This window comes from Streptomyces diastatochromogenes, assembly GCF_002242805.1.
GTDB classification, from domain to species: Bacteria; Actinomycetota; Actinomycetes; order Streptomycetales; family Streptomycetaceae; genus Streptomyces; species Streptomyces diastatochromogenes.
Window position 1 is genome coordinate 144,206 of record NZ_MCGQ01000034.1, and the last position, 18,895, is coordinate 163,100.

The 18,895-nt window shown below is 70.5% G+C and carries 21 protein-coding genes and 5 tRNA genes; 7 read left to right on the forward strand and 19 right to left on the reverse strand.

Annotated features, from left to right (window positions below; all coding sequences use genetic code 11):
* Window positions 1-2: 2 nt before the first annotated feature.
* The gene (locus BEK98_RS33710) at window positions 3-1,763 is read right to left on the reverse strand and encodes a DAK2 domain-containing protein (protein ID WP_094220537.1); all 1,761 of its coding nucleotides are present in this window, start codon (window positions 1,761-1,763) and stop codon (window positions 3-5) included.
* Between the two features lie 256 nt (window positions 1,764-2,019).
* Here BEK98_RS33710 and rpmB point away from each other — a divergent pair, with 256 nt between their 5' ends.
* On the forward strand, window positions 2,020-2,205 hold the full coding sequence (rpmB, locus tag BEK98_RS33715; RefSeq protein WP_009190838.1) for a 50S ribosomal protein L28: 186 nt from the start codon (window positions 2,020-2,022) through the stop codon (window positions 2,203-2,205).
* 124 nt (window positions 2,206-2,329) lie between these two features.
* Here the strand turns inward: rpmB and thiD are convergent, their stop codons facing one another.
* Window positions 2,330-3,115 (reverse strand): bifunctional hydroxymethylpyrimidine kinase/phosphomethylpyrimidine kinase, encoded by a 786-nt coding sequence (gene thiD / locus BEK98_RS33720; protein WP_094220538.1) that lies wholly within the window; start codon window positions 3,113-3,115, stop codon window positions 2,330-2,332.
* Window positions 3,112-4,077: a thiamine-phosphate kinase gene (locus tag BEK98_RS33725; RefSeq protein WP_094220539.1), complete on the reverse strand. Its 966-nt coding sequence runs from the start codon at window positions 4,075-4,077 to the stop codon at window positions 3,112-3,114. Before BEK98_RS33725 ends, thiD begins: the two co-directional genes overlap by 4 nt.
* A 205-nt stretch (window positions 4,078-4,282) precedes the next feature.
* Between BEK98_RS33725 and BEK98_RS33730 the strand changes: the two genes are divergently transcribed.
* Window positions 4,283-4,516: an Lrp/AsnC family transcriptional regulator gene (locus tag BEK98_RS33730; protein WP_003993216.1), complete on the forward strand. Its 234-nt coding sequence runs from the start codon at window positions 4,283-4,285 to the stop codon at window positions 4,514-4,516.
* Window positions 4,517-4,536: 20 nt separating this feature from the next.
* Window positions 4,537-5,052 carry a DUF3515 domain-containing protein gene (locus BEK98_RS33735; protein WP_094220540.1) on the forward strand — a complete coding sequence of 172 codons (516 nt, stop codon included), beginning with the start codon at window positions 4,537-4,539 and terminating at the stop codon, window positions 5,050-5,052.
* 15 nt (window positions 5,053-5,067) lie between these two features.
* Here BEK98_RS33735 and BEK98_RS33740 read toward each other — a convergent pair whose 3' ends face one another.
* The 3 genes from BEK98_RS33740 to BEK98_RS33750 all read right to left on the reverse strand — a co-directional run bounded on the left by BEK98_RS33740 (window position 5,068) and on the right by BEK98_RS33750 (window position 8,130).
* Entirely contained in the window at window positions 5,068-6,225 is a 1,158-nt protein-coding gene (locus BEK98_RS33740) for a D-alanine--D-alanine ligase family protein (protein WP_094220541.1), read from the reverse strand.
* 70 nt (window positions 6,226-6,295) lie between these two features.
* Window positions 6,296-7,306, reverse strand: coding sequence for an NAD(P)H-dependent glycerol-3-phosphate dehydrogenase (locus tag BEK98_RS33745; protein ID WP_094220542.1), 1,011 nt, complete (start codon window positions 7,304-7,306; stop codon window positions 6,296-6,298).
* Window positions 7,303-8,130, reverse strand: coding sequence for a lysophospholipid acyltransferase family protein (locus BEK98_RS33750; protein ID WP_244202099.1), 828 nt, complete (start codon window positions 8,128-8,130; stop codon window positions 7,303-7,305). The genes BEK98_RS33745 and BEK98_RS33750 overlap by 4 nt, the downstream gene beginning before the upstream one ends.
* 199 nt (window positions 8,131-8,329) lie before the next feature.
* Between BEK98_RS33750 and cofC the strand changes: the two genes are divergently transcribed.
* Window positions 8,330-8,968: a 2-phospho-L-lactate guanylyltransferase gene (gene cofC / locus BEK98_RS33755; RefSeq protein WP_094220543.1), complete on the forward strand. Its 639-nt coding sequence runs from the start codon at window positions 8,330-8,332 to the stop codon at window positions 8,966-8,968.
* A gap of 250 nt (window positions 8,969-9,218) precedes the next feature.
* On the forward strand, window positions 9,219-9,422 hold the full coding sequence (locus tag BEK98_RS33760; RefSeq protein WP_094220544.1) for a hypothetical protein: 204 nt from the start codon (window positions 9,219-9,221) through the stop codon (window positions 9,420-9,422).
* Window positions 9,423-9,493: 71 nt separating this feature from the next.
* On the opposite strand, the gene BEK98_RS33765 is transcribed toward BEK98_RS33760, so the two are convergent.
* From BEK98_RS33765 to leuC, 4 genes are all read right to left on the reverse strand, one after another.
* The gene (locus tag BEK98_RS33765) at window positions 9,494-10,132 is read right to left on the reverse strand and encodes an HU family DNA-binding protein (protein WP_094220545.1); all 639 of its coding nucleotides are present in this window, start codon (window positions 10,130-10,132) and stop codon (window positions 9,494-9,496) included.
* Window positions 10,133-10,268: 136 nt separating this feature from the next.
* Window positions 10,269-10,499 carry an SCO5555 family protein gene (locus tag BEK98_RS33770; RefSeq protein WP_094220546.1) on the reverse strand — a complete coding sequence of 77 codons (231 nt, stop codon included), beginning with the start codon at window positions 10,497-10,499 and terminating at the stop codon, window positions 10,269-10,271.
* A gap of 298 nt (window positions 10,500-10,797) precedes the next feature.
* The gene (gene leuD / locus BEK98_RS33775) at window positions 10,798-11,391 is read right to left on the reverse strand and encodes a 3-isopropylmalate dehydratase small subunit (protein ID WP_094220547.1); all 594 of its coding nucleotides are present in this window, start codon (window positions 11,389-11,391) and stop codon (window positions 10,798-10,800) included.
* 5 nt (window positions 11,392-11,396) lie between these two features.
* On the reverse strand, window positions 11,397-12,821 hold the full coding sequence (gene leuC, locus BEK98_RS33780) for a 3-isopropylmalate dehydratase large subunit (RefSeq protein ID WP_094220548.1): 1,425 nt from the start codon (window positions 12,819-12,821) through the stop codon (window positions 11,397-11,399).
* A gap of 207 nt (window positions 12,822-13,028) precedes the next feature.
* Here leuC and ndgR point away from each other — a divergent pair, with 207 nt between their 5' ends.
* A complete protein-coding gene (ndgR, locus tag BEK98_RS33785; RefSeq protein ID WP_030577649.1) occupies window positions 13,029-13,745 on the forward strand; it encodes an IclR family transcriptional regulator NdgR in 717 nt (238 codons plus the stop codon).
* Between the two features lie 79 nt (window positions 13,746-13,824).
* Here ndgR and BEK98_RS33790 read toward each other — a convergent pair whose 3' ends face one another.
* Window positions 13,825-14,334 (reverse strand): DUF4188 domain-containing protein, encoded by a 510-nt coding sequence (locus BEK98_RS33790; RefSeq protein WP_094220549.1) that lies wholly within the window; start codon window positions 14,332-14,334, stop codon window positions 13,825-13,827.
* A gap of 80 nt (window positions 14,335-14,414) precedes the next feature.
* Between BEK98_RS33790 and BEK98_RS33795 the strand changes: the two genes are divergently transcribed.
* Window positions 14,415-15,059, forward strand: coding sequence for a MerR family transcriptional regulator (locus BEK98_RS33795; RefSeq protein WP_094220550.1), 645 nt, complete (start codon window positions 14,415-14,417; stop codon window positions 15,057-15,059).
* Between the two features lie 51 nt (window positions 15,060-15,110).
* Here the strand turns inward: BEK98_RS33795 and BEK98_RS33800 are convergent.
* The 8 genes from BEK98_RS33800 to BEK98_RS33835 form a co-directional block, all read right to left on the reverse strand.
* A tRNA-Glu gene (locus BEK98_RS33800) sits at window positions 15,111-15,183 on the reverse strand.
* Window positions 15,184-15,211: 28 nt separating this feature from the next.
* Window positions 15,212-15,283: transfer RNA gene (locus BEK98_RS33805), tRNA-Gln, on the reverse strand.
* Between the two features lie 20 nt (window positions 15,284-15,303).
* A tRNA-Glu gene (locus BEK98_RS33810) sits at window positions 15,304-15,376 on the reverse strand.
* 29 nt (window positions 15,377-15,405) lie between these two features.
* Window positions 15,406-15,478 (reverse strand) — tRNA-Glu (locus tag BEK98_RS33815).
* A 21-nt stretch (window positions 15,479-15,499) separates the two neighbouring features.
* Window positions 15,500-15,571 (reverse strand) — tRNA-Gln (locus BEK98_RS33820).
* Window positions 15,572-15,662: 91 nt separating this feature from the next.
* A complete protein-coding gene (locus BEK98_RS33825; protein ID WP_208643306.1) occupies window positions 15,663-16,394 on the reverse strand; it encodes an HAD family hydrolase in 732 nt (243 codons plus the stop codon).
* Between the two features lie 113 nt (window positions 16,395-16,507).
* Window positions 16,508-17,992 carry a glutamate--tRNA ligase gene (gltX, locus tag BEK98_RS33830; protein ID WP_094220552.1) on the reverse strand — a complete coding sequence of 495 codons (1,485 nt, stop codon included), beginning with the start codon at window positions 17,990-17,992 and terminating at the stop codon, window positions 16,508-16,510.
* The gene (locus tag BEK98_RS33835; RefSeq protein ID WP_094220553.1) at window positions 17,985-18,770 is read right to left on the reverse strand and encodes a fumarylacetoacetate hydrolase family protein; all 786 of its coding nucleotides are present in this window, start codon (window positions 18,768-18,770) and stop codon (window positions 17,985-17,987) included. Before BEK98_RS33835 ends, gltX begins: the two co-directional genes overlap by 8 nt.
* Window positions 18,771-18,895 lie beyond the last annotated feature (125 nt).

The following is an 18,895-nucleotide window of genomic DNA, read 5'->3' on the forward strand; positions in this document are numbered from 1 at the left end:
GCTCACTCCACGCCGATGAGCAGCAGCGCCCCCTGTCGGCCGCCCCGGTACACCACGGTGTCCACCGCGAGGTAGGACTCGCGCACGCGTGCCTCCAGGCGGTCGGCGACGCTCTCGGGCGCCTCGTCGCCGACGACGAGGGTGACCAGCTCGCCGCCGGCCTGGAGCATGCGGTCCAGGACGGTCTCGGCGGTGGCGGTGACGTCCGCGCCGATCACTGCCACATCGCCGTCGATCAGGCCCAGGACGTCCCCGGCCTGGCAGATGCCGGCCATGGTCCAGGACTGGCGTTCGGCGACGACGACCTCGGCGTACCGGGTGGCGCCCGCCGCCGAGGTCATCTGGACGACGTCCTCGTCGAAGCGGCGCTGCGGCTCGTGCACGGCGAGCGCGGCGATGCCCTGGACCGCCGAACGGGTCGGGATCAGGGCCACCCGGATGCCCTCGGTGCGGGCCTGCTCGGCGGCCGCGGCGGCCGTGTGGCGCAGCTCGGCGTCGTTGGGCAGCAGCACGACCTCGCGCGCGTGGGCACGCCGTACGGCCTGCACCAGCTCCCCGCTCGCGGGCGGCTCCCCGGGGCGCGCGAGCACGGCGGTCGCGCCGGCCTCGGTGTACAGCCCGGCCAGGCCCTCGCCGGGCACGACGGCGACGACGGCCCGCTGGGCGCGCTCGCGCGGCGGCCGCGCGCCGCCGGTGTGCACGTCGCCGAGCCCGAAGTGCGTGATCCGGATCCGGTACGGCCGCCCGGCCTCGACGCCCGCCTCCACGGCGGCGCCCGCGTCGTCGACGTGCACGTGGACGTTCCACAGCCCGTCGCCGCCGACCACGACGAGGGAGTCCCCGAGGCCGTCGAGCCGCTCCCGCAGCCGGGCCACGGCCTCGTCGCCGGCCTCCAGGAGATAGATCACCTCGTAGGCGGGTCCGCCGGTCTCGGCGCCCTCGGCGCACAGGTCCGCATCCGAAACGGGCTCCACGCGCGCGTGGGCGTCGCTCTCGGAAACTGCCTCCACGCGTGCGTGGGCATCGAAATCGAGGACGGCCTCCACACGCGCGTGCACGTCGGAAACGGCCGCGGCCCCCGGGACGGCTTCCGGCGCCTTCGCGGCCTCCCGTACCGCCTCCCCGGTGAACGCCTCCACCAGCGCCCCCAGCACGGCCACGAGCCCTCTGCCGCCCGCGTCGACCACCCCGGCCCGCTCCAGCACGGCCAGCTGTCCCGGAGTCGCCGCCAGGGCCGTCCTGGCGCCCTCGTAGGCGGCCCGCGCGATCGTCCCGCAGTCGCCCTCGGCTCCCTCTGCGGCGTCCGCGGCGGCCGAGGCGACCGTCAGCACCGTCCCCTCGACCGGGTGGGCCACGGCCTGGCGGGCGGAGTCGGCGGCCTGCCGCAGGGCCAGCCGCAGTCCCGCGCCGTCGGCGAGAGACGCGTCGTCCGCGAGCACCTGGGCCATGCCCCGCAGCAGCTGGGCGAGGATCGTCCCGGAGTTGCCCCGGGCGCCTATGAGCGCCCCGTGGGCCATCGCGCGCACGGCGTCCGCGAGAGAGGGCTCCTGTGCGCCCGTCCCGTACCCGGCGAACACGGCCTCCACGGCGGTCGCCGCCGACTCCAGGGTCAGGTACAGATTCGTCCCGGTGTCCCCGTCGGCCACCGGATAGACGTTGATCGCGTCGATCTCCTCGCGCGCTCTCCCGAGCGCCCCCAGCGCCAGACCGCACCAGGTGCGCACCGCGAGAGCATCGAAGAATGTCTGCGGCACCTGCGCCACCTGCGCCTCCCTGACTGGCTGGACGTGGACGCAGCGTAGACCCCGGAGTGGTGTGCTCCGGAAGAGGGCCGGGAGCGGGCCCCTGAGCAGCCATGGTAGTTTCGTTGTACTGGCGCAGTCGTTGTATGCTGCTCCGGTTGCTCGATCCAGATCGAGCCGTTCCCCTGGCAAAGCCACTCAGATCTCTGATCCTGCGATCTCGATCCCGGCCTGCCGGGATTATCCGTAAGTGCATCTGAAGTCTTTGGAGTGACCCGTGGCTGCCAACTGCGACGTCTGCGGCAAGGGGCCGGGCTTCGGCAACAACATCTCGTTTTCGCACCGCCGTACGTCCCGTCGCTGGAACCCGAACATCCAGCGTGTGCGTACCGTGGTCGGCGGGACGCCGAAGCGCGTGAACGCCTGCACCTCGTGCATCAAGGCCGGCAAGGTCTCGCGCTGACGCACAGCTAAGCGCGCGGCCACTGCTGGTTCGCTGCACTGAGCCGGTCCACCTCAGGGTGGGCCGGCTTTTTGCCGTACCCCCGCGCTCTTTTGCCGTACGCCCGCCGTGCGCGCGCGTCAGCTCACGTCCGGAACCACCACCCGTGATCCACCGGCCCGATCCCCGCCCCCAGCGCGAACCCGGCGGCGATGGCCCCGGTGACGTACGCCTTGGCCGCCGTGACCGCATCCGGCACGGAGAGCCCCTTCGCCAGGCCCGAGGCGACCGCCGAGGCGAGCGTGCAGCCCGTGCCGTGGGTGTGCCGGTTGTCATGGCGGGGCGCCCGCAGCCAGTGCTCCGCGGAGCCGTCCGTGAGCAGGTCCACGGCGTCCCCGGACAGATGTCCGCCCTTGATCAGTACCCAGCGCGGCCCGTACTCCAGCACGGCCTCGGCGGCCCGTCGTAGATCATCCTCCGAATCGACCCGCACCCCCGTGAGTTGGGCCACCTCGTCGAGGTTCGGGGTCGCCACGGTCGCCACCGGCAGCAGCTTCGTGCGCACCGACTCCAGCGCGGACGTGGCCAGCAGCGAGTCACCGTGCTTGGAGACGCCCACCGGGTCCACGACCGAGGGCGCGTCCGTGCCGGAGATCAATTCGGCGACCGCCTCGACCAGTTCGGCCGAGGCCAGCATCCCGGTCTTCACGGCCTGTACGCCGATGTCGTCCACGACGCTGCGGTACTGCGCCCGCACCGCCTCCACGGGCAGCTCCCAGGCCCCCTGCACGCCCAGGGAGTTCTGCGCGGTCACGGCCGTGATCACGCTCATCCCGTGCACGCCGAGCGCCAGCATCGTCTTCAGGTCGGCCTGGATGCCCGCCCCGCCGCCGGAGTCGGAGCCCGCCACCGTGAGGACCCGGGGAATCATGACTCGATGTCCCCGAAGTGGTCCCAGCCGCCCTTGCTGGTCCAGGGCGCCCCGTCGACCGTCACCTGGGGCAGCGCCGAGGGGTTGAGGACCTCGCCGATGACCTTCCAGCGGGCCGGCAGCTTGGTGTCCGACGGGAAGGTCGCCACGATCGCGTGGTCCTCTCCCCCGGTCAGCACCCACTGCAGCGGGTCCACGCCGACGGCCTGCCCGATGTCGTTCATCTGCGTGGGGATGTCGATCGCGCCGGAGCGGATGTCGATGCGGACCTTGCTGGCCTCGGCGATGTGCCCGAGGTCGGCGATCAGTCCGTCGCTCACGTCGCACATCGCGGTCGCGCCGAGCGCGGCGGCGGCCGGGCCCGCGTGGTACGGCGGCTCGGGGCGCCGGTGGGCCTCGACGAACGCGCGCGGGGAGCGGAAGCCGCGTGAGAGCACCGCGTAGCCGGCCGCGGACCAGCCCAGCCAGCCCGTGACGGCCACCAGGTCGCCGGGCTGGGCGCCGGCGCGGGTCACCGGCTCCTGGTTGCGCAGATCGCCGAGCGCGGTGATCGACACCATGATCGTGTCCCCGCGTACGACGTCCCCGCCGACCACGGAGGCGCCCGCGACCTGGCACTCGTCGCGCAGGCCGTCCATCATCTCGCTGGGCCAGGTGACCGGGAGTTCGGCCGGTACGACCAGGCCGAGCAGCAGCGCGGTCGGTACGGCGCCCATCGCGGCGATGTCCGCGAGGTTCTGCGCCGCCGCCTTGCGGCCGACGTCGTAGGCCGTGGACCAGTCGCGGCGGAAGTGCCGCCCCTCCAGCAGGATGTCGGTGCTCGCCACCACCCGCCGGTCGGGCGCGGCGACCACCGCGGCATCGTCACCGGGGCCGATCCGGACCGCCGGGGTGGTGGTGAGACGGGAGGTGAGCTCCCTGATGAGCCCGAACTCCCCCAGCTCACCAACAGTGCCCTTCATGACCCTTGCTCCCCTTCTGTCCCTTGTCGTGCCCGGTCGCGCCCCACCAGTGTCCCCGATACGGTCGAGGTGACCGTCAACTTCTGTCGTGCCTGCACCCTGGCGCGCAAGCCCGGTTCCCGCAGGTCTCCCCGCGGGGAGCGGCGACGCGATACCGTGGCGTTCCTTTTCCCCACATGATCCTCGTGGCCGCCCTGGAGGTTCCGTGGTACAGGCGTACATCCTGATCCAGACGGAGGTCGGCAAGGCGTCGACCGTCGCCGAGACGATCAGCAAGATCCCTGGAGTGCTCCAGGCCGAGGACGTGACGGGTCCGTACGACGTCATCGTGCGCGCCCAGGCCGACACCGTCGACGACCTCGGTCGCATGGTGGTCGCGAAGGTCCAGCAAGTGGACGGCATCACCCGCACCCTGACCTGTCCGGTGGTGCATCTGTAGCCCCCGTCTACGCTTGGCCGGTGAACATCTTCCGTCACCGGCCCTTCGGCCTGCTCGCGCCCGTGCTGCTGATCGCGGTCGCGGGCTGCTCAACAGCAGACGACAGCGCCACGGTGGCGGTTCCCAGCCCCGACGCGAGGACGGCGAAGGTGTGCCGGGATCTGCACCGGGTGCTCCCCGAGAAGCTGGACGGACGGGGACATCACGACCCCGAGCCCCGGTCCGCCTACACGGCGGGCTGGGGAAGCCCGGCGATCATACTGCGCTGCGGTGTCGTACGGCCGCCGAAGATGGTCGACCCGAAGGTGGCCGAGGGCGGGGACCGGGACGCCGTGGCGGGCGGGGTCGACGGGGTCGACTGGCTGATGGAGAAGCAAGGCGACGGCACCTGGCGGTTCACCACCGCCAACCGCGAGGCCTATGTGCAGGTGAACCTGCCCGACGGGATGCCCGGCGAGGACGCCACGCCCGTGCTCACCGGACTCGCGCCCGCCGTGAAGAAGGCGATCCCCAAGGGGATCGCCTCCATGAGATGACGGTGCCGGTGCGGGTCAGCGCAGCCCCGTCGAGCGGCGCAGTGCGGCCTGCACCAGGCGGTCCACCAGCTCCGGGTAGCTGATGCCGGTGGCCTGCCACATCTGCGGGTACATCGAGATGGGCGTGAAGCCGGGCATGGTGTTGATCTCGTTGATGACGAACTCGCCGTCCTCGGTGAGGAAGAAGTCCGCGCGGACCAGGCCCTCGCAGGAGGCCGCGTCGAACGCCTCGACCGCGAGCCGCCGCACCTCGGCGGTCTCCTCGTCGGTGAGCGGCGCCGGGACGATGCCGGGCGTGGAGTCGATGTACTTGGCCTCGAAGTCGTAGTACGCGTGGGCGTCCGGCGGCGGGATCTCGGCCGGGACGGAGGCGCGCGGCCCGTCCTCGAACTCCAGGACCCCGCACTCGATCTCGCGGCCGCGCACCGCGGCCTCCACCAGGATCTTCGGGTCGTGCCGCTGTGCCTCGGCGATCGCCTCGTCCAGGCCGGACAGGCCGTCGACCTTGGTGATACCGATCGACGAACCCGCGCGCGCGGGCTTCACGAACAGCGGCCAGCCGTGCTCGCCCGCGAGGTCGATGATCTTCTTGCGGGCGGCGGACTCGTCCTGCTCCCACTCGCGGGGCCGGATCACCACGTACGGGCCGACCTTGAGCCCGAAGGAGGTGAACACCCGCTTCATGTACTCCTTGTCCTGGCCGACGGCCGAGGCGAGCACGCCCGAGCCCACGTACGGCACCCCGGACAGCTCCAGCATGCCCTGCAGGGTGCCGTCCTCGCCGTACGGGCCGTGCAGCACCGGGAAGACCACGTCGATCTCTCCGAGGGCCTTGGGCACGGAACCGGGCTCGCTGTAGACCACCTCGCGGCTGGCGGGGTCGACGGGAAGCACCACGCCGCCCTCGCTCGACTCCGCCAGCTCCTCGACGGCGGGCACGCGGCGGTCGGTGATCGCCATCCGCTCCGGTTCGTCGGCCGTCAGCACCCAGCGGCCCTCCCGGGTGATGCCGATCGGCAGGACGTCGTACTTGGTCCGGTCGATGGCCTTGAGGACGGCGCCGGCGGTGACGGCGGAGATGCCGTGTTCGGAGCTGCGTCCGCCGAACACGACGGCCACGCGCGGCTTGCGGGACGGCTGCTCAGGGCTCTGGGGGAGGTTCTCGGTGCTCATATCGCGTTGAGAGTACCCGTTGGTAGAGCCCGGATACAGCGTCGACGGGCCGCCGGAAAGGGGGCGTCGCTCAGCGTCGCTCGGGCTTCGCGCTGCGCGACATCAGCTCCTTGAGGGCGACCACCGGCGGCTTGCCCTCGTGCACGATGTCCACGACCGTCTCGGTGATCGGCATCTCCACGCCGTGCCGGCGGGCCAGATCCGCCACGGACTCGCAGGACTTGACGCCCTCGGCGGTCTGCCTGGTGACGGCGATGGTCTCCTCGAGGGTCATGCCCTTGCCGAGGTTGGTGCCGAAGGTGTGGTTGCGGGACAGCGGCGAGGAGCAGGTGGCCACCAGGTCGCCGAGGCCCGCGAGTCCGGAGAAGGTCATCGGGTCGGCGCCGAGTGCCACACCGAGCCGCGCGGTCTCGGCGAGGCCGCGGGTGATGAGCGAGCCCTTGGCGTTGTCGCCGAGCCCCATGCCGTCCGCGATGCCGACGGCGAGGCCGATGACATTCTTCACGGCACCGCCCAGCTCGCAACCGACCACGTCCGTCTCCGTGTACGGCCGGAAGTACGGCGTGTGGCAGGCGGCCTGGAGCCGCCGGGCGACCGTCTCGTCGGTGCAGGCCACCACGGCGGCGGCCGGCATGCGGGCGGCGATCTCCCGGGCCAGGTTGGGTCCGGTGACCACGGCGATGCGGTCGGCACCGACCTTGGCGACGTCGTCGACGACCTCGCTCATCCGCATGGTGGAGCCGAGTTCGACGCCCTTCATCAGGGAGACGAGCACGGTGCCGGGCGCGAGCAGCGGGGTCCACTCGGCGAGGTTGGCGCGCAGGGTCTGGGAGGGGACGGCGAGGACGGTGAAGTCCGCGTCCCGCAGCGCCTCGGCCGGGTCCGCGGTGGCGCGCAGGTTCTCCGGGAGTTCGACGCCGGGCAGGTAGTCGGGGTTGGTCCGCGTGGAGTTGACCGCCTCGGCCAGCTCGGGGCGGCGGGCCCACAGGGTGACCTCGCAGCCCGCGTCGGCGAGGACCATGCCGAAGGCGGTGCCCCACGAGCCGGTGCCCATGACGGCCGCCCGGACAGGCTTGCTCACTTGCCGCTCTCCTCTTCCGTGCCGCTCCGCGCGACCTCCGTGCCGGCCGGGGCCGCTTCCGTCGCGCTCAGCGAGGACTCCTCGCCGCTCTGCGCACGGGTCTTGCGCCGCTGCTCGATCCGCTCGCGGCGCGGGTCGTACGGCGTCTCGGGCGCCTTCTCGCCGCGGATCTCCTCCAGCTGGCGGGTGACGGCCGCCATGATGACCTCGGTGGCCTCCTTGAGGACGTCCGCGGTCATCTCCTGGTCGTAGAAGCGGGAGAGGTCCACCGGCGGGCCCGCGAGGACGTGGTGGGTCTTGCGCGGGAAGAGGTGGGGCTTCTTGGCGTAGGGCGGCAGCAGTTCGTTGCAGCCCCACTGGGCGACCGGGATCACCGGGCACTTGGTCTGCAGGGCCACCCGGGCGGCACCGGTCTTGGCGGTCATCGGCCAGCCGTCCGGGTCGCGGGTGAGGGTGCCCTCGGGGTAGAACGCGACGCACTCGCCGCGCTCCACGGCGTCGATCGCGGCCCGGAAGGCGCTGAGCGCGTCCGTGCTCTCGCGGTAGACCGGGATCTGCCCGGTGCCGCGCATCGCGGCACCGACGAATCCCTTCTTGAAAAGTCCGCTCTTCGCCAGGAATCGCGGAACCCGTCCGGTGTTGTACTGATAGTGCGCGTACGCGAAGGGGTCCACGTGGGAATTGTGGTTGACCGCGGTGATAAATCCGCCGTCGGCCGGAATGTGCTCCATTCCACGCCAGTCCCGCTTGATCAGAACCACCAGTGGCGGTTTGCAGAGGACCGCTGCGAAGCGGTACCAGAACCCGATTCTGCGGCGGGACACGCGGACACCTTCCTCTAGGACTTGCTCGGGGCCCGGGGGCCGCACAAGTGTCGCCCCAGGCCGCCGGTCTGTCGAGAACACCGTACGCCCGCCCGTCACCCGCCACCGCCCTTGCAAGGAGCTTCGCGCCCCTCCCCGATCCCGGCGTGCCGGATGCCCCAGGTGACAATGAGCGCGACAAGAGAGGGGCGGTACGCCGGTGCAGTGGACCTTGGTCATCCCCCTGAAGCCTCTGGCGCGGGCCAAGAGCAGGCTCTCCGACACCGCCGACGACGGGGTGCGCCCAGGGCTGGCACTCGCGTTCGCACAGGACACGGTGGCCGCGGCGCTGGCCTGTCCGGCGGTCGCGGATGTGGCGGTCGTCACGGACGACGCGCTGGCCGGCCGGGAGCTGGCGGCGCTGGGCGCCCGGATCGTCCCGGACGCTCCGGCGAGCGGCCTGAACGCCGCTCTGGCGCACGGAGCGGCCGTCGTACGGGAAATGCGACCCCGTGCCGCGGTGGCGGCGCTGAACGCCGATCTCCCCGCTCTGCGCCCGCTGGAATTGTCCCGGGTACTGGACGCGGCGGCCGAATTCCCGCGCGCCTTTCTCGCGGACGCGGCCGCGCTCGGAACGACGCTGCTGGCCGCGGCCCCTGCCGAAGAATTGCGGCCGGCTTTCGGTACGGATTCCCGGGCCCGCCACCGCATCTCGGGCGCGACGGAACTCGCCCTCACCGAGGTCGATTCGGTACGCCAGGACGTGGACACCGGCCATGACCTGCGCTCGGCACTGGTACTCGGGGTGGGGCGGTACACGGCGTCGGCGTCGGCGGGCTTGCTGATCCCGGGGTCCTGAGGCGCCGGCGCGGTGGCTGGGCGGGGGTTGGGCCGCTTACCGGCGCTGACAGGGTGCCGCTGCGCCCACCCGTGCCGCCCCTAGCGGCACGACTGCCCGCAGCTACGGACGGCAACTATGCGGCCGACGGGACTGCAACTCCCCAGGGGCGCGGGGAACTGCGCGACCAGCCCCCACCGGCCCGCACCCGGCAACGTGCCGTAACCCCACAACGCGCCCCCGAACCCCGGCGAGCATTAGGCTGGCCATCATGCAGGCAACCGCATACACGTACGACCCAGACACCCGCAGCGGCCAAGTGCTGCTGGACGACGGCACCCCCGTGCCCTTCGACGCGGCCGCGTTCGACGCGGGCGGACTGCGGCTGCTGCGGCCCGGGCAGCGGGTGCGGATCGAGACGGAGGGTGCCGGGGACAGCCTGCGGATCACACTGGTGACCCTGCAGACGCTCTGAGGCTCCCCGGAAAACGCCGCGGGCCGGGCTCCCCAGGGGAGTCCGGCCCGGCGCGTGAGTGCCCTGGCGACTTACGACGCCTTGCGGGCAGTGGCCTTCTTCGCGGTGGTCTTGCGGGCCGTCGACTTCTTGGCCGGGGCCTTCTTGGCGGTGACCTTCTTCGCCGGGGCCTTCTTGGCCGTCGTCTTCTTCGCGGCGGCCTTCGCCGTGGTCTTCTTCGCGGCGGCCGTCGTCTTCTTGGCGGTGGTCTTCTTGGCGGTGACCTTCTTCGCCGTGACCTTCTTCGCCGGTGCGGCCTTCTTCGCGGTGACCTTCTTCGCGGCGGCCTTGGTGACCTTCTTCGCCGCGGCCTTCTTGACCGTCGCGGCAGCCCCGCCGGTCAGGCTGCCCTTGGGCGCCTTCTTGACGGCGACCTCGCCGCCGCGCGGGAGCTTCTTAGAGCCGCTGACCAGGTCCTTGAAGCCCTGGCCCGCACGGAAGCGCGGCACGGAGGTCTTCTTGACCCGAACCCGCTCGCCCGTCTGGGGGTTACGGGCGTAGCGGGCGGGGCGGTCCACCTTCTCAAAGGACCCGAAGCCGGTGACCGAGACCCGCTCGCCCGCGACGACCGCGCGGACGATGGCGTCCAGGACATGATCGACAGCGTCGGCGGCCTGCTGGCGGCCGCCCATCTTGTCGGCAATCGCTTCTACGAGCTGCGCCTTGTTCACGTCTTCCCCTTCGGAGACATCGCCAGAACGAATGTGTTCAAGCTTTTTCGCACGTTAGGCAGATATATACCGCAAATCAAACACGAAACGGGCTTATCACCCTTGTGCCGCAACGGACTCGGTTGTCTCGGGCTGTTCAGCGGTCCTCGTCGGGGATCCGACCCTCGTCGAGGTCCTTGTTGAACCGCTCGAGCCGCCTTGCCGCATCGGCGAGATCGTGCTTGGCCGCGGCCGTAATGACCAGCAGCTTCCGGGTCAGCGCCATCCGTACGCCCTCCGGGACTTGCAGTGCGCGCACTCTTGTGTGCGCTTCCTTCAGTTGGTCCGCGACCGCCGCATAGAGCTCGAGTTGGCCGTCGTGTTCCATGCACAGATTGTGCCATCTGGGGCGAGTTGTCGCCTGCGCAGGGTGTAACTGCCGCCTCAAACGGCCTTCCGGGCACTTGCGGAAGCCGCGTTCACCACACTCGCGTACCCCGGCAACGGCCTTCCTAACGTGGGGAGTTGAGCGGACCTGGGAGAACGCCGAGGGCCGTTCGGGCGCAGACATGGCTGTACCCCCGATCGTGGCGATCGGGGGTACAGACGGGGTGTTGGGGTGGCCGAATCTCGACCCGCTCGGGTGATCCGGATCAGGTTTGGATCAGACCTGGATCAGAGCCGGATCAGACCGGGAGCGTGCGCGGCTTGTAGCCGGGCCGTTTGGCCTCGTAGGCGGCGATGTCGCCCTCGTTCTGGAGGGTGATGGAGATGTCGTCCAGGCCGTTCAGCAGCCGCCAGCGGGAGTTCTCGTCCAGCTCGAAGGAGGCGGTCACGCCCTCGGCACGCACCTCACGCGCCTCAAGGTCCACAGTGACCTCAGCAGTGGGGTCCTGCTCGATCAGCTCCCACAGCGCGTCCACGACCTTCTGGTCGAGAACCACGGTGAGCAGGCCGTTCTTCAGCGAGTTGCCCCGGAAGATGTCCGCGAAGCGCGAGGAGATCACGGCCTTGAAGCCGTAGTTCTGCAGCGCCCAGACGGCGTGCTCACGGGAGGAGCCGGTGCCGAAGTCGGGGCCGGCGACCAGCACGGTCGCGCCCTGCCGCTCGGGCCGGTTGAGGACGAAGTTCTCGTCCTTGCGCCAGGCCTCGAACAGGCCGTCCTCGAAGCCGTCCCGGGTCACCTTCTTGAGCCAGTGAGCAGGGATGATCTGGTCGGTGTCGACGTTGCTGCGGCGCAGCGGGACGCCCCGGCCGGTGTGGGTGGTGAAGGCTTCCATGATTCTCAGACTCCAGCGGGCGCAGGGGCGTCGGACAGGTCGGCGGGCGAGGCCAGGTGGCCCAGGACGGCGGTCGCGGCCGCGACCTGCGGCGACACCAGGTGGGTACGGCCGCCCTTGCCCTGCCGGCCCTCGAAGTTGCGGTTGGAGGTGGACGCGGAGCGCTCACCCGGGGCCAGCTGGTCGGGGTTCATTCCGAGGCACATCGAGCAACCCGCGTGCCGCCATTCGGCGCCGGACTCCTTGAAGACCACGTCCAGGCCCTCGGAGACGGCCTGCAGACCGACCCGCGCCGAGCCCGGGACGACCAGCATCCGTACGCCGTCGGCGACTTTGCGGCCCCGCAGCAGGTCCGCGGCGGCGCGCAGGTCCTCGATCCGGCCGTTGGTGCAGGAGCCTACGAAGACGGTGTCCACGTTGATGGAGCGCAGCGGCTGACCGGCCTCCAACCCCATGTACTCCAGGGCCTTTTCGGCGGCCAGGCGCTCCGAAGCGTCTTCGTACGAAGCCGGGTCGGGGACGGACGCCGAAAGCGGCGCGCCCTGGCCGGGGTTGGTGCCCCAGGTGACGAACGGCGACAGCTCGGCGGCGTTGATGACGACCTCGGCGTCGAAGACGGCGTCCTCGTCCGACTTCAGGGTCTTCCAGTACTCGACCGCGGCGTCCCAGTCGGCGCCCTCGGGGGCGTGCGCACGGCCCTTCAGGTACGCGAAGGTGGTCTCGTCGGGGGCGATCATGCCCGCGCGGGCACCGGCCTCGATCGACATGTTGCAGATGGTCATCCGGGCCTCCATCGAGAGCTTCTCGATGGCGGAGCCGCGGTACTCCAGGATGTAGCCCTGGCCGCCGCCCGTACCGATCCTGGCGATGATCGCCAGGATCAGGTCCTTGGCGGTGACGCCCTCGGGCAGCTCGCCCTCGACGGTGATGGCCATGGTCTTGGGGCGGGCCAGCGGCAGCGTCTGGGTGGCCAGCACGTGCTCCACCTGGGAGGTGCCGATACCGAACGCCAGCGCACCGAAGGCACCGTGCGTGGAGGTGTGCGAGTCACCGCAGACGACGGTGGTGCCCGGCTGGGTCAGACCCAGCTGCGGCCCCACGACGTGCACGACACCCTGCTCGACGTCGCCCAGCGAGTGCAGGCGCACGCCGAACTCGGCGGCGTTCTTGCGCAGCGTCTCCAGCTGGACGCGGGAGACCGGGTCGGCGATGGGCTTGTCGATGTCGAGGGTGGGGGTGTTGTGGTCCTCGGTCGCGATGGTGAGGTCGAGACGGCGCACCTGGCGACCGCTCTTGCGCAGACCGTCGAAGGCCTGCGGGCTGGTCACCTCGTGCAGCAGGTGCAGATCGATGAAGAGGAGGTCGGGCTCGCCCTCGGCGCGCCGGACGACGTGGTCGTCCCAGACCTTCTCCGCGAGTGTCCTACCCATCGCTTTCCCTCCGACCGGCAAACGTCCACCGGCCCAACTAGAGATCTTGAGGAAGCGGCGACTGCCTTTTTAGGGGCCCCTGAAGTCGTGATTCCGGGCGTCCACCGCCAGGCCCGTTGGTCTGCGGGCCGCTGTGTGATTCCAGGGTGGCGCGTTCCACGGAAAATTGAACTTGCGTTTCACAGAGTGAGACGTGAGTATCGTTGCATGGACAACAGTAGCGGCGTCGGCGTTCTGGACAAGGCGGCCCTCGTCCTGAGCGCTCTGGAGTCCGGTCCGGCCACCCTCGCGGGTCTGGTCGGGGCCACCGGACTGGCACGACCCACGGCCCACCGCCTGGCCGTGGCCCTGGAACACCACCGCATGGTGGCACGCGACATGCAGGGCCGGTTCATCCTCGGCCCGCGCCTCGCGGAACTGGCGGCGGCGGCCGGCGAGGACCGCCTGCTGGCCACGGCGGGCCCCGTGCTCACCCACCTCCGCGATGTCACCGGCGAGAGTGCACAGCTCTACCGACGCCAGGGTGACATGCGGATCTGTGTGGCCGCGGCGGAGCGCCTCTCCGGCCTGCGGGACACGGTCCCGGTCGGCTCCACGCTGACCATGAAGGCGGGCTCCTCGGCGCAGATCCTGATGGCCTGGGAGGAGCCGGAGCGCCTGCACCGCGGCCTGCAGGGTGCCCGTTTCACGGCGACGGCCCTGTCGGGCGTACGGCGCCGCGGCTGGGCCCAGTCCATCGGCGAGCGCGAGCCGGGCGTGGCGTCCGTCTCGGCGCCCGTGCGCGGCCCCTCCAACCGCGTGGTGGCCGCCGTGTCGGTCTCCGGCCCCATCGAGCGCCTCACCCGCCACCCGGGCCGTATGCACGCCCAGGCGGTCATCGACGCGGCAGCCCGCCTCTCGGAGGCCCTGCGCCGCACGGGCTGAGCCGGGCTTTCCGGAGCACCGAGGAGGGCCTGCCCCAACGCCGCGGCAGGCCCTCCTCGCTCCCCCGCTCCCCCTCGCGTCAGCCGGCCTTCTCCGCCGCCGGCGCCTTCTGCGACCGGTACGCGAACCGGTCCTTCGCATACCGGCCCCGCTTCTCCAGCGGCACCTGCCCGTGCGCCGCGGCCAGCCCGAACGCCGGCATGTCCCCGTAGATCGCCTCGTACGACCCCTCCGGCACGACGTACGACTCGTGCCAGATGCCCACCTGCCCGCGCAGCTTGCCGGTCCGCTCCTTGCGGTTGAGCAGCGCCCACGCCTTGTGGTGGAGGGCGTCGGGCGCGGTCGCGTAGGCGTACAGCTTCTCTTTGGACTCCCAGTACTGCACGACGTAGTACGTCCGGGGCGACGCGGTGAGCAGCACCCGGCTCCGCAGCCCCCGCTCGGGAGCCCGCTCCAGTTCCCGCAGCATGCGGATCATCGCGACCATCACCGGCAGCCACAGATGCACCGCCCAGAAGCGGTTGATCCGCATGCCGATCAGCAGGACGACGACCTCGCCCTTGGCGTCGGCGGTCGTACGGGACACCATGATTTCCCCCTCGTTGGTGAGCGGCGCTATCCAAGTACGAATGCTTGGATAGTGCCCTTATCCAAGAAGGAGCGCAAGACATGCGGCTCGCCGAACTGAGCAGACGCAGCGGTGTGTCCACCGCGACGATCAAGTACTACCTGCGCGAAGGCCTGTTGCCGCCGGGCCGCCAGATCAACACGACGACGGCGGAGTACGACGACGAGCACCTGCGCCGGCTGCGGCTGGTGCGCGCGATGATCCAGGTCGGCAGGCTCCCGGTGGCCACGGTCCGGGAGGTGCTGCGGAACGTCGACGACGAGTCCCTGGGGCGCGCGATCCGGCTGGGCGCGGCCCTGTGGGCGCTGCCGCAGGTGCCGGAGCCGGACGAGGAGGACGAGTACGTCCAGTCCGCGCACCGGGAGGCGGACAAGCTGCTGGAGACACTGGGCTGGTCCAACGCCCGGCTGCTGACGACCATCTCGCCCGCGTACCGCTCCCTGGTGGTGGCGGTGGCCGCGTTCCGCCGGCTGGGCTACGACTGGGGCGCCGAACTGCTGGTGGAGTACGGGAAGTTGATGCACGAGGTCGCGAAACTCGACGTGGACTTCGTGGAGACGCATCCGTCGGAGGCGGAGAAGATGGAGACGGCGGTGCTCGGCGCCGTACTGACCGAGCCGATGCTGCAGGCGCTGCGCCGACTGGCCCAGGAGGAGGAGTCGGGCCGGCGGTACGGCTTCGAGTAGGGCCGGGTACGACGAAGGCCCCCCACCGAAGTGGAGGGCCTTCCCTGTGCGTACCCCCGACCGGATTCGAACCGGCGCTACCGCCTTGAGAGGGCGGCGTGCTAGGCCGCTACACAACGGGGGCGTGGACTCTGCGTTTCCGCAGGTCCGAGCTGGTCTACCTGGACTCGAACCAAGACTAACTGAACCAGAATCAGTCGTGCTGCCAATTACACCATAGACCAATGATGGTTTAGACCAGTCGTACCCCCGACCGGATTCGAACCGGCGCTACCGCCTTGAGAGGGCGGCGTGCTAGGCCGCTACACAACGGGGGCCCTAGCGATCCCGACAGGATCAGGATCAGTACCCCCGACCGGATTCGAACCGGCGCTACTGCCTTGAGAGGGCAGCGTGCTAGGCCGCTACACAACGGGGGCTTTGCAGATGAGCTCTGCGAGCTGGCCTACCTGGACTCGAACCAAGACTAACTGAACCAGAATCAGTCGTGCTGCCAATTACACCATAGGCCACTGGAACTCAAGCCCCTGAAGGGATCTCGTTCTAGTTCGCTCCTCCGGTTCCCGGCCTTTCGGCCCGCTCCCCGGCGGCGCAGGAAGAACATTACCCGAAGGTGGACGGGGCTCCAAAACGGGTATCCGTCCGGACTAGCGCGGGGAGTTCGGCGAGGGTCGAGATCCGGTGCGCCACCACGCCGTCCGTGCCCTGCGCGTACACCCCGCCGCGGTCGATCCAGACGGACAGCAGCCCGGCCTCGGCCGCGCCCCGCCCGTCGATCTCCGGGTGATCGCCGACGTACGCCACCTGGTGCGGGGGCAGGCCGAGCGCCTCGCAGGCCGCGAGGAACGCCCCGGCCTCCGGCTTGGAGACACCCAGCTCGGCGGCGCACAGCACGCTCTCGAAGCGGTCGCGGACGCCGAGGGTGCGCAGCTTGTGTTCCTGGACCGTAAGGCTGGAGTTGGACAGCACCGAGTGCCGGTGGCTGGCGGCGAGGGCGTCCAGGGCGGGCAGCACGTCCGGGAACAGGCTCCAGGCGGCCTCGTAGTGGGCGATGTACCGCCGGAACCAGGCGTCGGCCTCGGCGTCGGGCAGTTCCTGCTCCAGGAAGACGCGTACGCGGTCGCGCCGCTGTCCCTCGAAGGAGACCTCCCCGGCCGAGAAGCGCGCCCACTGCCGGTCGGTGACCTCCCGCCACCGCACCAGGGCCTGCTCCGGGCTGTCGTACCCGCCGAGCAGCCCCTCCACGGCCAGATGAGCCCGCATGCCCTCGCGGTCCGCGGTCGTGTAGTCGAAAAGGGTGTCGTCCACGTCCCAGACCACGGCTCGGATGCTCATGACCCGACGGTAACCGGGTGGATGGCCGGATGTCCGGTGGTTGCCCGGGAACGTGTACGCCGAAGGGGCGGCGCCCGGTGTCCCGGGTGCCGCCCCTTCGTGTGTGGCGTTCGTTACGCCGCGAGCTTGGTCAGCGCCGCGTCGATGCGGGCCAGCGTCGCGTCCTTGCCCAGGACCTCGAGGGACTCGAACAGGGGCAGGCCGACCGTGCGGCCGGTGACGGCCACGCGGACCGGGGCCTGGGCCTTGCCGAGCTTGAGGCCGTGGGCCTCACCGGCGGCCAGGACGGCCTCCTTGAGGGCCTCGGCCGAGGTCCAGTCCGCCGACTCCAGCTTCTCGCGGGCCGTGCGCAGCAGGGCGTCCGAGCCCTCCTTCATCGCCTTCGTCCAGCTCGCCTCGTCGAAGGCCGGCTCGGGGAGGAAGAGGAAGTCGACGTTGTCGGTGATCTCGGAGAGGACCTTCAGCCGGGTCTGGGCGTGCGGGGCGATCGCCTCCCACTTGGCCTCGTCGAAGGCCTCCGGCGCCCAGGGGGCGAACGGCGCCTTCAGCCACGGGCGGCAGCGCTCCGTGAACTCCTTCACATCCAGCATGCGGATGTGGTCGCCGTTGATCGCCTCGCACTTCTTCAGGTCGAAGCGCGCCGGGTTGGGGTTCACGTCGGAGATGTCGAAGGCCGCGACCATCTCACCGATGGTGAAGATGTCCTGGTCGGCGGAGAGCGACCAGCCGAGCAGCGAGAGGTAGTTGAGCAGGCCCTCGGGCAGGAAGCCCTGCTCGCGGTAGAGGTTGAGGGACGCCTGCGGGTCGCGCTTGGAGAGCTTCTTGTTGCCCTCGCCCATGACGTACGGCAGGTGGCCGAAGGCCGGGGTCCGCTTGGCGATGCCCAGCTCGGTCAGCGCCTTGTACAGGGCGACCTGGCGCGGGGTGGAGGAGAGCAGGTCCTCGCCGCGCAGGACGTGGGTGATCTCCATCAGGGCGTCGTCGACCGGGTTCACCAGCGTGTACAGCGGGGCGCCGTTCGCGCGGACGATGCCGTAGTCCGGCACGTTCTCCGGGGTGAAGGTCAGCTCGCCGCGGACCAGGTCGTCGAAGGTGATCGCCTCGTCGGGCATCCGGAAGCGGACGATCGGGGTGCGGCCCTGGGCCTTGTACTCCTCGACCTGCTCGGCGGACAGGTCGCGGCAGTGGCCGTCGTAGCCGGAGGGCTTGCCGGCGGCGCGGGCGGCCTCGCGGCGGGTGTCCAGCTCCTCCTGGGAGCAGTAGCAGTGGTAGGCGTAGCCGCCGTCCAGGAGCTTCTGCGCGACGTCCTGGTAGATGTCCATGCGCTGCGACTGGCGGTACGGCGCGTGCGGGCCGCCGACCTCGGGGCCCTCGTCCCAGTCGAAGCCCAGCCAGCGCATCGCGTCGAGCAGCTGGTTGTACGACTCCTCCGAGTCGCGGGCCGCGTCGGTGTCCTCGATACGGAAGACCAGGGTGCCCTGGTGGTGCCGGGCGAACGCCCAGTTGAACAGGGCGGTGCGGACCAGGCCCACGTGGGGGTTACCGGTGGGCGAGGGACAGAAACGGACGCGTACGGGGGAGCCGGATGCGCTAGCCACGCTTGACAACCTTGTTGGTGAGAGTGCCGATGCCTTCGATGGTGACGGCGACCTCGTCGCCGACGTTCAGGGGGCCGACCCCCGCGGGGGTGCCGGTGAGGATGACGTCGCCGGGGAGCAGGGTCATGGCCTCGGAGATGTTGACGATCAGGTCCTCGATGGGGTGGATCATCTCGCTCGTGCGGCCCAGCTGGCGCTGTTCGCCGTTGACCGTGAGCTGGATGGTCAGGTCGTTCGCGCGGTCGAGGTCCAGGTCCGTCTCCACCCAGGGGCCGAGCGGGCAGGAGGTGTCGAAGCCCTTGGCCCGGGCCCACTGCTTCTCGCGCTTCTGCACGTCGCGCGCGGTGACGTCGTTGGCGCAGGTGTAGCCGAAGATCACGTCCTTGACGCGCTCGCGCGGCACCTCGCGGCACATGCGGCCGATGACGACGGCCAGCTCGGCCTCGTGGTGCAGCTCCTGCGAGAAGGAGGGGTACTGGATCTCGTCACCGGGGCCGATCACCGAGGTGGACGGCTTGAAGAAGGCGAACGGGGCGTCGGGCACCTCGTTGCCCAGCTCCTTGGCGTGGTCGGCGTAGTTGCGGCCGAACGCCACGACCTTGTTGGGGAGGACCGGCGGGAGCAGTCTGACCTTGCTCACCGGCACCTTCGTCCCGGACAGCTCATAGTCCGCGAACGGGATGCCCTTGATGATGTCGAGGACGAGTTCGTCCTGCTTGTCGCCCTCGACCGCGCCGAAGGCTACGTTCCCGTCGATGGAGAACCTGGCGATGCGCACGGGATCCTTGCGCCCCTCACTGAGTACCGGCGTACTGACGCCCCAGGTTAACCGGTCGGGCCTGCCGCGTTCGGGAAGGCGACGGACGCAGCAGAGGAGCGCGGCCCGGAAGATCNNGATCTTCC

What these genes read in the sequence shown, in the direction of transcription:
- thiD (WP_094220538.1), bottom strand. Translation starts at nt 3,115, where the DNA reads ATGATTCCCCGGGTCCTCACGGTGGCGGGCTCCGACTCCGGCGGCGGG.
- BEK98_RS33725 (WP_094220539.1), bottom strand. Translation starts at nt 4,077, where the DNA reads ATGAAGGGCACTGTTGGTGAGCTGGGGGAGTTCGGGCTCATCAGGGAG.
- BEK98_RS33740 (WP_094220541.1), bottom strand. Translation starts at nt 6,225, where the DNA reads ATGAGCACCGAGAACCTCCCCCAGAGCCCTGAGCAGCCGTCCCGCAAG.
- BEK98_RS33760 (WP_094220544.1), top strand. Translation starts at nt 9,219, where the DNA reads ATGCAGGCAACCGCATACACGTACGACCCAGACACCCGCAGCGGCCAA.
- BEK98_RS33770 (WP_094220546.1), bottom strand. Translation starts at nt 10,499, where the DNA reads ATGGAACACGACGGCCAACTCGAGCTCTATGCGGCGGTCGCGGACCAA.
- leuD (WP_094220547.1), bottom strand. Translation starts at nt 11,391, where the DNA reads ATGGAAGCCTTCACCACCCACACCGGCCGGGGCGTCCCGCTGCGCCGC.
- leuC (WP_094220548.1), bottom strand. Translation starts at nt 12,821, where the DNA reads ATGGGTAGGACACTCGCGGAGAAGGTCTGGGACGACCACGTCGTCCGG.
- ndgR (WP_030577649.1), top strand. Translation starts at nt 13,029, where the DNA reads ATGGACAACAGTAGCGGCGTCGGCGTTCTGGACAAGGCGGCCCTCGTC.
- BEK98_RS33790 (WP_094220549.1), bottom strand. Translation starts at nt 14,334, where the DNA reads ATGGTGTCCCGTACGACCGCCGACGCCAAGGGCGAGGTCGTCGTCCTG.
- BEK98_RS33795 (WP_094220550.1), top strand. Translation starts at nt 14,415, where the DNA reads ATGCGGCTCGCCGAACTGAGCAGACGCAGCGGTGTGTCCACCGCGACG.
- BEK98_RS33825 (WP_208643306.1), bottom strand. Translation starts at nt 16,394, where the DNA reads ATGAGCATCCGAGCCGTGGTCTGGGACGTGGACGACACCCTTTTCGAC.